Origin of the sequence: Paenarthrobacter ilicis (assembly GCF_016907545.1) — a bacterium.
Lineage (GTDB): Bacteria > Actinomycetota > Actinomycetes > Actinomycetales > Micrococcaceae > Arthrobacter > Arthrobacter ilicis.
In genome coordinates this window covers 3841525-3854366 of sequence record NZ_JAFBCD010000001.1, presented here as the reverse complement: position 1 = coordinate 3854366, position 12842 = coordinate 3841525, and the positions used below count along the sequence as shown (strand labels likewise).

The window sequence follows — 12842 nt, the reverse complement described above, 5'->3', positions numbered from 1 at the left end:
TCAGGCGACCCGCCAAACGGTGCATTCATCGGTGTTGATGGCTTTTCTCATCCCACTGGCGTGGTCCATGATCCAGACGACACCGATCCCGGGTGCTGTTTCCTGGACGCGTCCGCGGCGGATCACCACGTCATCGTAGGCGGGGCCCACGGACAGGCGGGCCTCGATCTCGTCTCCGCGGTGGAGCTGGCTGATCGCGCGTATACGTGTTGTGTGAGTTGTGACTTCCTTCAGCATGGTGTCCTCCTGGCTGGAGCTGGGCGCCTGCACTTGCCGGCTCTTCCAGTGTGGAGCGGCATTGTTGCCGCCGTATTTCAGCACGGTTAGGGTCCGGTAAGCATTGGGCGCTGACTGCGTTTCGGCGGTGGCTTCCACCCGGGAACCTTGGGCCGGTTGTAGCCTGATCTCGGTTCTTGAGACTCACAGGAACTGCAGACTCCACCCCAGGGAGATTTCATGGGCTTCTTGCGCCGTTCGATCGCGTTGTCCACAGGCTTGATGGTGTGCGCCACCGGCTTTTTCTTTACCCAGGCCCCTGCGACGGCGGTGCCGTTGCCTTCGCCGGACAACCCGAACGTGCGGTTCGTGGAAGGCACTCCCCATTCCGAGCATATGTTCGGGACGGCGCCGGGAGTTCCGGAGCCTGCTCCCAAGGGGTCTTCCATCGATGCGGGCGCAGGCAAGGCAACGCGCCTTGACGTCGGAGCGGCCGCTTCGGGTCCGTCCGGGGACATCCGCGTCCGGCTGGTGACAGCCAAGCTGGCGGACAACTCCGGCTCAGTGTCCATGAGCGGCGCCGAGCAGGCTGTGGCCTCCACCAGTGGATACTGGCAGGCGATGACGGCGGGCAGATTGTCCATGACTGTGGACAGCAAGGTGGCCGGATTTCAATCCAAAGCGAGGTCCACGGACAGCTACTTCACCATCATTTCCACCATCACCAGCGAGCTGAAATGGTCGGCAAGCCCCTACACAGCACTGGTGATCTTCATTCCTACCGCCACGCTTTCCGGGAACGCCCTGGGCGCCGGTTACAGCAGCGGAAGCTACAGCGGCCGGGTGTTGTTGCCGCTGGTCAGCAATCTTTCCAGCAACGTCATGACGCACGAGTTCGGCCACGTGATCGGCCTGATGCACGCTGATGCCCTGCAGTGCGGCAGCGGTGCTTCCGACGTCGGAACGGACAGCAACGGCAGGTTCACCGATCCGTCCTGCTACATCCGGGAGTACGGCGACACCACGGACATCATGGGCGCTGCCCAGAATGCGCAACCGGTGGTGAGCTCCACTTTGTGGGATTACGCGGGGCTTGGCCGGGGCGATGAGATCCGGGATGTGGGCGTCGCAAGCGGGGTCAAGAGCTACACGCTCAAACCCTGGGGCGGTACGGACGCCCAGCGAGCCATCAAGTTCACGGATCCGGTGAGCAAGGAAGTCTATTACCTGGAGCTTCGGCAGCCGGTGGGCTACGACAGCTACCTTGGCCAGTCCGGCAGGCCCGCAGGGAACATGGGGGTCAAGATCGTGCAGCGCGGCGGGGCCACCATCGCGTCGTCGTTGATCCTTATGCCGTCTACGGTTCCGTTCACCGAGCCTTGGTACGCGAAGAACCACGCCTGGCAGGCCGGGAGCACCTTCACCACCTACACGGGCACACGCGTGACCATCAATTCGGTGTCTGCCACGTCCGCGTCGGTGACCATCAATGCCGATTCCAAGCTCAAGGCGCAGATGCGCTTTTCGGCCGGAGACTTTGACGGCGACAAGCTCGCGGACGTGATGTCCCGCGAAGCGGACGGGTCGCTCCTGCTTTTCAGCGGCCTGCCGGGCAACAGGTTGGATGATCCGGTGCAGATCGGCTCCGGGTGGGGCATCTTCAACGCGGTCCTAGGAACAGGGGACGTCAATGGCGACGGCTTCGGCGACGTCCTTGCCCGGACCAGTGACGGCGGGCTGTGGCTCTACCCGGGCAACGGCAAGGGCGGCTTCCTTGCACGCAGCTACGTGGGGTCCGGCTGGCAAAATTTCCAGCGGTTGGTGTCCGTGGGCGATTTTAACGGCGACTCCCGCAATGATCTCCTTGCCGTAGGAAACGACGGAAAGCTGTGGCTGTATGCGGGCAACGGAGCCGGCAGCTTCCTGGACGGCGTCCAGATCGGCCAAGGGTGGGATGTTTTTGCGTCCCTGGCTCCGGCGGGATCGTTCGGTGGGGGATCGGCTGGCCTGCTGGCCACCGCCACCGACGGAACACTCTATGCCTACCCGGGTGACGGCAAGGGCGGCTTCCTGCCGCGCACCGTTGCGGGAACCGGGTGGAGTGCGGCCGGCGACCTTGTTGGAGGCCAGGATTTCACGGGCGACAAGAGCCCTGACGTCCTGACGGCCAAGGGCGACGGTATGACGCTGTATCCCGGCGACGGCCAAGGTTTCGCCACCCGCCTGCCGATCGGTGCAGGCTGGAACCAGTTTGCACAGGTGTGGGAGGCCGGTGATTTCGACGGCGATGGCGTGGCTGATGTGCTGGCCCGCGCCAAGGACGGAGCCTTATGGCTCTACCCCGGGAACGGTTCCGGCGGCTTCCTGCCCCGCGTGCAGGTGGGCTCGGGCTGGAACGGTTTCACCGCCGTCGTCAGTGCCGGAGATTTCGACGGCGACAGTCACCCGGACCTGGTGGCCCGGACATCCGACGGGGTGCTGTGGCTGTATCCCACCGACGGTGAGGGACAATTCCTGGCAAGCAAGCAGATCGGTACCGGCTGGCAGGGATTCAGCGAGCTTCTTGCCCCGGGTGACTTCTCAGGCGATGGCAAGGCTGATCTGTTGGCCCGCACGGCCGATGGAGCCTTGTGGTTGTACCCGGGCAACGGGAGCGGCGGATTCCTGCCGTGGCGGCAGATTGGCTCGGGCTGGAACATGTTCAACGCCGTCCTGCAGGGCGGCGACTTTGACGGCGATGGCCGTGAGGACCTTCTGGGCCGGGGGAACGACGGCGGGCTGTGGCTTTACCCGGGCAACGGCAAGGGCGGCTTCCTGGACCGGACCTACCTGGGCTCAGGGTGGAACATGTTCTCTTCCCTGGCTGCCCTGGGCAATGGCTTCACCGGAACCGGGGACCCTGCACTTGTTGGCGTCGCCGGGGATGGGAGCCTGCTGATGTACTCCGGTAACGGCCGGGGCGGGTTCAAGCCGGTGGTGCTGAACCCACGGTAGTCGCTGGGTTCCAGCGCTCCTCCCCGGTTGCCTCCGCCCTGGGTCAGCCAAGCACAGCGAAAAGCCCGGAATGTCAGGTGGCATTCCGGGCTTTTCGCCGCTCCGGACCCGGATAACCGGGAAGGAGCGCGCGCTGTGGGGTGTCAGGCGTGCAGGTTTTCCTTGCGGAGGCCGAGTTCAGCAGTCGGGACCTTGGCCGATTCGCGGGCGGTCAGGGCAGAGATGGCAGCGATCGCGCAGATGATTGCCGTGAAAATGGAGATCTGCACCCATCCTCCGGGCTTGGTGCCACCAAGCGCGGTGACGATTGCCGGGGCGAAACCGGCCATGAGGAACCCGAGCTGGGTACCGATGGCCAGGCCGGAGAAGCGGACTTTAGTGCTGAACATTTCACCGTAGAAGGACGGCCAGACGGCGTTGGCGGCAGCGTAGCCGAAGGAGAAGAACACGATGGAGACCAGGAACATCAGCGGTACATTGCCGGATTCGAGGGTCAGCAGGAACACCGGGGTCATGATCGCGCTGGCGATGGCTCCGTAGATGAATACCGGCTTCCTGCCGATCTTGTCAGCCAGCATGCCAAACAGGGGCTGACTTCCCAGGGCCACCACGTTTGCCGCCACCACAAGCCACAAGGTGATGGTGCTGTTCACGTGGGCAACGTCCTGGGCGTACTTGATGGCCAGGGTTCCGAACACCGTGCTGACTGCTGCGATGAAGGCGCAGCAGACAACGCGAAGAACGTCGCGCCAGTGCAGGCGCAGTAGGTCGGCAACGGGAAGCTTGGAGATCTGGTTGTTCTTCTTGGCTTCGGCGAATGCCGGCGGCTCGTGCAGGGTGCGGCGAATGAAGAAGGCCACCATAACAACCACGGCGCTCAGCCAGAACGGGATGCGCCAGCCGATGCCGTACTTGATGTCATCCGGCAGCGCCACCACGGGAATGAAGACGAGTGCTGCAAGGATTTGGCCACCCTGCGTGCCAGTCAACGTCCACGAGGTGAAGAACGAGCGCCGGTTGTCCGGGGCGTGCTCCAACGTCATGGAGGAGGCGCCGGCCTGCTCACCGGCGGCCGAGAGACCCTGGCAAAGACGTGCCAGGACCAGCAGGACGGGAGCCCACCAGCCGATGGTCTTGAAGTCCGGGAGGCAGCCGATCACGAAGGTGGCGGCACCCATGAGGACCAAGGTGAACATGAGGACCTTTTGGCGGCCGATCCTGTCACCGAAGTGGCCCAGGATGACAGCGCCCACGGGGCGGGCGATATACGCGAAGCCGAAGGTCGCAAAGGACATGATGGCTGCGTTGGCGTCCGCATCCGGGAAGAACACGTGGGGGAAGATCAGGGCTGCGGCCGAGCCGAAGATGAAGAAGTCGTAGTACTCGACGGCGCTCCCCAGGAAAGAGGCCAAGGCGGCTTTCTTGGGGGTACCCGTGGTGGTTTCAGTGCCTGGCGTCGCTGACGGCAATGTTTGGCTCATGGAAAGAGTTCCTTCTGTGACGACGATGTCGCGGATCTGGCTTCAGTGGGAAGACGAAGCCCGGTGTGGCCAGATCCTCCGCAAGTAACCACATGGTGAGAGCTACTTGTGCAATACAGCAATAGTGACTGTGAGTGCGGTCACTTGTCAATAGGTTTCACCACGATCTAGAAATAGCTCTCACCATGTGAGAGCATCGAGTCATGAGTGTGAAAGACGACACAAAAACCGACATGGTCGGCAAAGCCCTGGGCCTGTTGGTTGTCCTGGGGGATGAGCCCCGCGGAGCCAGTGCCGCGGATCTGGCCAGGAGTGCGGGCCTGCCCTTCAGCACCACCTATCGGCTGCTGGGATCCCTCACCCGGGATGGGTTCGTTGACTACGAGCCGGATGGGCGCCGCTACCACCTGGGCCTGCGGGTTTTCCAGCTGGGCCAGCGCGTATCCAATCACCACGGATTCGCCGCCACGGCCTTGCCGGTTCTCCAGCGCGTCACCGAGCGGACCCATGAGGCCACCATCTTGTCCGTGCGGGACGGAAACCACCACCTGACGGTCAACAAGGTGGATGGCCCCAGGAGTTTCCGCGTCACCAGCGATCCCGGACACTTGGGGGCGCTGCACACAACGTCCGTGGGCAAGGCGATTGTTGCTTTTGAGGAGGAGATTGAACGCAAGCGCTTGCTGGAGGAGTTGCCCCTGGATCCCCTCACGGAGCACTCCATTACCGACCGCGACGCGTTCCGTGCGGAAATCGAGCAGGTCCGCCGGCAGGGCTATGCGGTGATGGACGAGGAGAACGAGATCGGCATGCGGGCCGTGGCCGTCCCGGTCCTGAACTCGCAAGGGCATGCCTTTGCTTCCGTGGCCACGGCGGTTCCGGTCTTCCGTATGACCATGGAGGAACTCATTGCGCACGTCCCCACTCTTCAGGAGGCGGCGGCCGAGTTGGCAGCCCGCCTTCCCCAGCGCTGACCCTCCGCTGTGAGGCCCGCTCTGAGCGCCAAGCCCGCCCGAAAGCGTGTAGAGCGGGCCCCGCAACGCACGAGCCCACTCGCCATCTTTGTCATTTGTTCGCGATAAGAACATGCGTGCGGAATATGAACACCTGTAGTAATCTAATGTCTACACCCGGCTTGGCTGCCTCACAGCGCCCCCGCGGTGAACAGTAAAAGGAGCTTGAGGATGAGCAACCGAGCCGAGTCCGTTCTGGTGGGCCTCGTAGGCGAAGGCGTCATGCCCTCGCTCACGCCGCCCATGCATGAGCGCGAAGCCGACGTGCAGGGCCTTCGCTTGCTGTACCGCCCCATCGACCTGCTGGAACTCGCATTGCCGGCCACCGCCGTCGGGGATCTCCTCACTGCAGCGCAGCGCATGGGCTTCAACGGCCTGAACATCACGCACCCGTGCAAGCAGTTGGTGCTTGGGCACCTTGATGAAATTTCCGACGACGCCGCGCGCCTGGGCGCCGTCAATACGGTCCTGATCCAGGACGGTCGGTTCATCGGCCACAACACGGACTTCTCCGGCTTCGGCTCGGCGCTCGCCGATGGCCTCCCCGAGGCGCGACTGGATCGCGTGGTCCAGTTGGGTGCAGGCGGTGCCGGTTCCGCCGTCGCCTACGCACTCCTCAAAGCCGGCGTCAGCACGCTGGACCTGGTGGACATGGATCCCGCCCGTGCCGCGGAACGTGCGGCCGAGCTCGGGGGGCTTTTCCCCGAAGCCACCGTTACGCCGCGGAGCATCAACGAGCTGCCCGAGATCATGCCCCTCACCGACGGATTGGTGCATTGCACCCCCATCGGCATGGCGGCCCACCCCGGGCTCCCCTTGGACATGGGCCTCGTGGAGCCGCGGCATTGGGTGGCGGACATCGTGTACCGCCCCATCGAAACGCAATTGGTCCGCGAGGCGCGGGCCAAGGGATGCGACGTCCTCGACGGCGGTCGGATGGCAGTTGGGCAGGCGGCCGACGCCTTCCAGCTCATCACTGGACGCGAGGCGGACCGCGATCGCATGCGGGCACACTTCCTAGAACTGATCGCCGCCGAAGAAGAGGCTCTCCTGGCAAAGGTGGCCAACTGATGCGTACCGGAATCGCAACGGTCTGCCTGTCCGGCACGCTGAAGGAGAAGATGCAGGCCTGCGCGATTGCGGGCTTCGATGGCATCGAGATCTTCGAACAGGACCTCGTCACGTCCCCCCACAGCCCGGAAGAGGTCCGGAAAATGGCCGCCGACCTCGGCTTGGGCCTGGACCTTTACCAGCCGTTCCGGGATTTCGACGGTGTCACGCCGGAATTGCTGAAGGCCAACCTCAAGCGCGCCGAGGCCAAGTTCAAGCTCATGGCTCGCCTGGGCATGGACACCATCCTGGTCTGCTCCAACGTAGCCACGGCAACCATCGACGACGACGAACTCCGCGCCTCCCAGCTCGCGGAATTGGCAGAGTTGGCCGGGGCACACGGAGTCAAGGTGGCCTACGAAGCCCTGGCGTGGGGCAAGTACGTCAACGACTACGAGCACGCCTACCGCCTGGTGGACATGGTGGACCACCCCAACCTCGGCACCTGCCTGGACTCCTTCCACATCCTGTCCCGCGACTGGAACACCGCGCCCATCGAGGACATCAACGCTGAGAAGATCTTCTTCGTCCAGGTGGCCGACGCCCCCAAGCTCTCCATGGACGTGCTGTCCTGGAGCCGCCACTACCGGGTGTTCCCCGGGGAAGGTCAGTTCGAGCTGGCCAAGTTCATGGGCCACGTGGTCCGCGCCGGGTACACGGGGCCGGTCTCGCTCGAGGTCTTCAACGATGTTTTCCGCCAGTCGGACACCGAGCGGACCGCCGTGGATGCCATGCGCTCCCTCATCTGGCTGGAGGAGCAGAGCGCCAAATGGCTGGCCAGCGCCTCCACCGAATCTGCAGCCGGCAACGGCAGTGCGTCCCGCCGTCGTTATCCCATGGAACTGGCCACGCTGCCCAAGGTGAACGAGCCCGCCGGCTTCAACTTCGCCGAGGTCAAGGCGGACAACACCGCGCAGCTGGAGAAGCTCCTCGGCCAGCTCGGCTTCGGTTTCGAAGGCCGCCACCGCACCAAGGACGTCCAGCTCTGGACCATGGGCCAGGCCCGCGTGATCATCAACGAACAAGCGGCCTCGCACTCGGAACCGGCTATCGCCGCGTTGGGGTTCGACGTCGACTCTCCAGTGATTGCCTCCGCCCGCGCCCAGCAACTCAAGGCGCCAGTGGTTGCCCGCAAGGTCCAGGCTGACGAGGAAGTCTTCCAAGGCATCTCAGCGCCGGATTCCACCGAGATCTTCCTGTGCCAGGGAAGCCCGGACGGGACGGCCGCGTGGACGCACGAGTTCGGCGAGGGGCTGGAACACCCCTCCAGCGCACAGAACGCAGTCATTGACCACGTGAATCTGGCCCAGCCGTGGCAGCACTTTGACGAAGCCGTCCTCTTCTACACCAGTGCTTTGGCCTTGGAACCCCAGCCGTTCGCGGAGGTCCCCAGCCCCAACGGACTGGTGCGCTCGCAGGTGATGCAGACCAGCAACAAGGCGGTCAGGCTCGTGCTGAACCTGGCTCCGGCCCAGCAAGCGCAAAGCGCCCGAAAAACGTACCAGGAACACATCGCGTTCGCCGTGGACGACCTCGTGGCAACGGCCCGGTCGGCCCATGGGCGTGGCCTCGAGTTCCTCCAGATTCCGGCCAACTACTACGAGGACCTAGACGCCCGGTTCGATCTTGAACCCGGATTCCTGGCCACCCTCAAGGAGCTCAACCTCCTGTATGACCGGGACGCCAACGGCGAATTCCTCCACTTTTACACGGCCACTGTGGGCAGTGTGTTCTTCGAAATGGTGGAGCGCCGCGGCAACTACGACGGCTACGGGGCGCCCAACGCCCCGGTGCGCCACGCCGTCCAATACGACTCGCTCCACCGGGCCCTGCCTCACAGCACCTAGGCCCACACAGCCCCTGAGCAACAGAACCAGAATCCATCAACCGAAAGGAGCCGGCCGTGCCGCAAGAACAGACAGCACCAGCGCTCGAATCCGAGGAGCTCGTGCCCGCCGCTGAGCCACACGCTGCGCACGATTCCAAGAAAGTGGAAACCCAGGCCGATCTCAGTGCTGAGATCAAGGGCATCGGGGACCGCTACGCCGAGGCCCTGAAGAATGGCAAAGGCCCGGAAACCATGCCGCGCCTGGACTATGCGCCATACCGCAGCAGCATCCTCCGCCACCCCACCAAGAGCCTGCACCACGCGGACCCGGAGACCATCGAGCTCTACTCGCCCGCCTTCGGTCACCAGGATGTCCACGCACTGGAATCGGACCTGACCATCCAGCACAACGGCGAACCGCAGGGAGAGCGCATCATCGTCGCTGGCCGCGTCCTTGATGGCGATGGCCGCCCCGTAGCGGGACAGCTCGTGGAGATCTGGCAGGCCAATGCCTCCGGCCGCTACATCCACAAGCGCGACCAGCACCCCGCACCGCTGGACCCGAACTTCACCGGCGTCGGGCGTTGCATCACCGGCGACGACGGCTCGTACAGCTTCACCACCATCAAGCCCGGCGCGTACCCGTGGAAGAACCACCTGAACGCCTGGCGCCCGGCCCACATCCACTTCTCCATGTTCGGCTCGGAGTTCACCCAGCGAATCGTCACCCAGATGTACTTCCCGGGCGACCAGCTCTTCCCGCTGGACCCCATCTACCAGTCGATCGTGGACCAGGATGCCCGCGACCGCCTGGTGGCACAGTACGACCACGAGCTGACCAGTCCGGAATGGGCCCTCGGCTACAAATGGGACATCATCCTGACCGGTTCCAAGCGGACCTGGACCGAAAACGAAGCATACGGCGACGCCGGGGACGAGGAGTAAAGCGCATGAGCAAGCTGGCACCCACACCGGGTCAGACCGTAGGCCCTTTCTACGGCTACGCCCTCCCTTTCAATAAGGACAACGAACTCCTGGCGCCGGGCAGCCCCGGCAGCATCCGCCTCCAGGGCACCGTGTATGACGGCGGGGGCAATGCCATCCCGGACGCCATCCTGGAAATCTGGCAGCCGGACTCCGAGGGCAAGATCGTCCAGCGCACCGGCTCCCTGGTCCGCGACGGCTACACGTTCACCGGCTGGGGCCGCGGCTCCGTGGGCAACTCGGGCGTGTACACGTTCACCACGGTCAACCCCGGCCCCACGGCTCCCGGCGCTGCAGCGTTCATCTCCGTGGCTGTGTTTGCCCGCGGCCTCATGAACCGCCTCTTCACCCGTGTGTACCTGCCGGAAAACGAGGAAGCGCTGGCCAACGATCCTTTGCTGAGCTCCCTGGATCCCGAACGGCGCAAGACCCTGATCGCACGCCGCGATCCCGACGGTGGCCTCACCTGGGACATCCGCCTGCAGGGCGGCGACGAGACCGTGTTCCTGGATTTCCAGCAGGACGGATCGCTGGACCTCAATACGGAAAACCCGGCATGACCGACGGCGACTTCGGCCTCCTGAGCCCCGTGTCGGCGTCGCCCGCTGTGGCGGCGCTGACGGGCGACCGTGCCGTGATCACGGCAATCCTCGACGTCGAAGCTGCGTGGGCAGCTGTGCTCGAGGATGCCGGGCTTGCTCCGGCAGGGTCAGCCGCTGTGGTGGCCGAAGCCGCCTCGATCGAGCAGTACGATGCCGCCTCAATTGCCGAACGCGCCCAGGGCGGCGGCAACCCGGTGATTCCCTTGCTCGGGGACTTGCGTGCCCGCGTCCGGGAGCTGGACTCGGGCGGGATCGGTGCCGGAAAGGCTGTCCACACCTCGCTGACCAGCCAGGACGTCCTGGATTCGGCGCTGATGCTCCTCGCCAGCCGCACCGTTTCCGCGCTGCTGGTTGAGGTCAAAGGCACGACGACGGCGCTCGCCACCTTGGCGGAGCAGCATGCGGACACGCTGTGCGTGGGCAGGAGCCTGACACAGCACGCGCTTCCGTACACGTTCGGGCTCAAGGCTGCGCAGTGGTTCCAGGGCGTGGCGGCCGCGGCTGCCCGCTTGGACTCCCTTGACTTGCCGGTCCAGTTCGGCGGGGCCGGCGGGACGTTGGCCTCAGGCACGAAGCTCACCGCTGGCTCGGACTCCACACCGTTCACTCTCGCGGATTCCTGGGCTGCACGCCTTGGGCTGGCCGCAGTCCCCGCCCCTTGGCACACCAACCGCCTGGCCATCACAGCCCTGGGCGACGGCCTCGCTGCCGTCATCGATTCCTTCGGCAAGATTGCTGCCGACCTGCTCTTCCTGAGCCGCCCGGAAGTTGCCGAACTTGGCGAACCGCTGGCCGCCGGACGCGGGGTTTCCTCGGCCATGCCGCAGAAGCAGAACCCCGTGCTGTCAGTCCTGATCCGCAGCGCAGCGTTGCAGGCTCCTGGTCTTGCAGCGCAACTGCACCTCGCGGCGGCAACCTTCAACGACGAGCGGGCCGATGGCGCCTGGCACAGTGAATGGCCGGCCCTGCGCCAGCTGCTCGCGTTGGCCCTGGGCGCCGCTTCTCAGCTGAAGGAGCTCACCGAAGGCCTCCGGGTCTTCCCCGATGCGATGCGCCGGAACCTCGGGCTCTCGGGTCCGCTGCTGCTCAGTGAAGGTGTGTCGGCCGCCGTCGCGCCTCTCCTCGGCGAAGACGGAAAACAGAAGCTGCAGGCCGTCGTCGACGAAACCCTGAAGGCGCCTGCCGCCGAGCAAGCCCGGATTTACACCAAGCTTTTGCGTGAAGCCGTGCCCGCGGACAAGCTCTCGGACGCCGAACTCGAAGCTCTACTGAACCCCGCGAGCTATCTCGGCGAAGCCTCGGAGATCAGCCGCCGGATCCTCGCGACTTACCCCGCTTTCACTGGAACCTCGTCGAAAGGAGCCACTCGTGGCTAAGCCAACTGTCAAGGCGGTGCTGCTGTCCCCGCAGCGCGAATTGGGAGCCAAGCCTCTCCTGGTAGTGGGTCCGTCGCTGGGCACCTCCACGATCCTCTGGACGGAATCGGCTGCCCTCCTGGGTGACGAGTACGACGTCATCGGGTGGGACCTCCCGGGCCACGGCATCTCGCCCACCACCACGGAAGGTTTCGATGTTGCGGAACTGGCTGACGCCGTCGTCGATCTTGTCGATTCCGTCAGCCCCGGCGCGAACTTCCACTACGCGGGCGTCTCGCTGGGCGGGGCCACCGGCCTGCAGCTCGGCATCAAGCACGGCGACCGGCTCCGCAGCTTGTCCGTCCAGTGCAGCGGCGCCAAGCTCGGCACCCCCGAAGGTTGGCTGGAGCGTGCGGAGACCGTCCGCACACTCGGCACGCCCGTGATGATCCAAGGTTCCGCAGAACGCTGGTTCGGCCCCGGTTTCATGGACCGCCAGCCGGAGATCAGCAGCCGCCTCCTGCACGCCCTCCGAGACGCCGACCGCTTTGGCTACTCGTTCTGCTGCGAAGCCCTCGCCGGGTTTGATGTCCGCGAACAACTGGGCAGCATCACCGTCCCCACGCAGGTGATTGCCGGCGTCGAGGATTCCGTGGCGCCGCCCGCCATGGCGGAGGAACTGGCCGAGGGGATCCGGGCCGGCGGCGGAACGGCAGTGGTGGAAACGCTCGACGGCGTGGGTCACCTGGCGCCCGCCGAGGCACCGGCCGCTGTGGCTGACCTTATGCGGAACTTCATGAAGGAGAACGAGCTGTGAGCACGTCATCAGAGCGCAACGGCGCCGTCCAGCCGGATGCCACCGCACAGGACATTTACGACGCCGGCATGGTGGTTCGCCGCGAAGTGCTGGGCGATGCGCACGTGGACCGGGCCAACGCAGGCAAGGACTCCTTCACGGAGGACTACCAGGACATGATCACCAGGATCGCCTGGGGTGGCATCTGGACCCGACCGGGCCTGAGCCGGCAGATGCGGTCCGCCGTCACCCTCACGGCCCTGGTGGCGCATGGTCACTGGGAGGAGCTGGCCATGCATATCCGGGCAGCCCTCAACAATGGACTGAGCAGGGATGAAATCAAGGAAATCCTGCTGCAGACCGCCATTTACTGTAGTGTGCCGTCCGCCAACTCGGCCTTCAAGACGGCCCAGAAAGTATTCGCCGAGATCGACGCGGCCTCCACCCCCAACTAGTCCCCACC

11 protein-coding genes are annotated in these 12842 nt (G+C 64.8%); 9 read left to right on the top strand and 2 right to left on the bottom strand.

Annotated features, from left to right (window positions below; all coding sequences use genetic code 11):
* Entirely contained in the window at positions 1 to 237 is a 237-nt protein-coding gene (locus JOE60_RS18550; RefSeq protein ID WP_167268395.1) for a hypothetical protein, read from the bottom strand.
* A gap of 219 nt (positions 238 to 456) precedes the next feature.
* Here JOE60_RS18550 and JOE60_RS17645 point away from each other — a divergent pair, with 219 nt between their 5' ends.
* A complete protein-coding gene (locus JOE60_RS17645; protein WP_167267911.1) occupies positions 457 to 3210 on the top strand; it encodes an FG-GAP-like repeat-containing protein in 2754 nt (917 codons plus the stop codon).
* A gap of 143 nt (positions 3211 to 3353) precedes the next feature.
* On the opposite strand, the gene JOE60_RS17640 is transcribed toward JOE60_RS17645, so the two are convergent.
* Positions 3354 to 4691, bottom strand: a complete 1338-nt coding sequence (locus JOE60_RS17640) for an MFS transporter (RefSeq protein ID WP_167267909.1) — start codon at positions 4689 to 4691, stop codon at positions 3354 to 3356.
* 203 nt (positions 4692 to 4894) lie between these two features.
* Between JOE60_RS17640 and JOE60_RS17635 the strand changes: the two genes are divergently transcribed.
* The 8 genes from JOE60_RS17635 to pcaC all read left to right on the top strand — a co-directional run bounded on the left by JOE60_RS17635 (position 4895) and on the right by pcaC (position 12834).
* Entirely contained in the window at positions 4895 to 5665 is a 771-nt protein-coding gene (locus JOE60_RS17635) for an IclR family transcriptional regulator (protein ID WP_167267906.1), read from the top strand.
* A gap of 210 nt (positions 5666 to 5875) precedes the next feature.
* Positions 5876 to 6775, top strand: a complete 900-nt coding sequence (locus JOE60_RS17630; protein WP_167267904.1) for a shikimate dehydrogenase — start codon at positions 5876 to 5878, stop codon at positions 6773 to 6775.
* Positions 6775 to 8661: a bifunctional sugar phosphate isomerase/epimerase/4-hydroxyphenylpyruvate dioxygenase family protein gene (locus JOE60_RS17625; protein ID WP_167267901.1), complete on the top strand. Its 1887-nt coding sequence runs from the start codon at positions 6775 to 6777 to the stop codon at positions 8659 to 8661. Before JOE60_RS17630 ends, JOE60_RS17625 begins: the two co-directional genes overlap by 1 nt.
* A gap of 56 nt (positions 8662 to 8717) precedes the next feature.
* Positions 8718 to 9587 carry a protocatechuate 3,4-dioxygenase subunit beta gene (gene pcaH, locus JOE60_RS17620; protein ID WP_142937426.1) on the top strand — a complete coding sequence of 290 codons (870 nt, stop codon included), beginning with the start codon at positions 8718 to 8720 and terminating at the stop codon, positions 9585 to 9587.
* Positions 9588 to 9592: 5 nt separating this feature from the next.
* Positions 9593 to 10186 carry a protocatechuate 3,4-dioxygenase subunit alpha gene (gene pcaG / locus JOE60_RS17615; protein ID WP_167267898.1) on the top strand — a complete coding sequence of 198 codons (594 nt, stop codon included), beginning with the start codon at positions 9593 to 9595 and terminating at the stop codon, positions 10184 to 10186.
* The gene (locus JOE60_RS17610) at positions 10183 to 11604 is read left to right on the top strand and encodes a lyase family protein (protein ID WP_167267895.1); all 1422 of its coding nucleotides are present in this window, start codon (positions 10183 to 10185) and stop codon (positions 11602 to 11604) included. The genes pcaG and JOE60_RS17610 overlap by 4 nt, the downstream gene beginning before the upstream one ends.
* Entirely contained in the window at positions 11597 to 12400 is an 804-nt protein-coding gene (locus tag JOE60_RS17605) for an alpha/beta fold hydrolase (RefSeq protein ID WP_167267892.1), read from the top strand. Before JOE60_RS17610 ends, JOE60_RS17605 begins: the two co-directional genes overlap by 8 nt.
* Positions 12397 to 12834, top strand: a complete 438-nt coding sequence (pcaC, locus tag JOE60_RS17600) for a 4-carboxymuconolactone decarboxylase (protein ID WP_167267889.1) — start codon at positions 12397 to 12399, stop codon at positions 12832 to 12834. Before JOE60_RS17605 ends, pcaC begins: the two co-directional genes overlap by 4 nt.
* Positions 12835 to 12842: the final 8 nt, after the last annotated feature.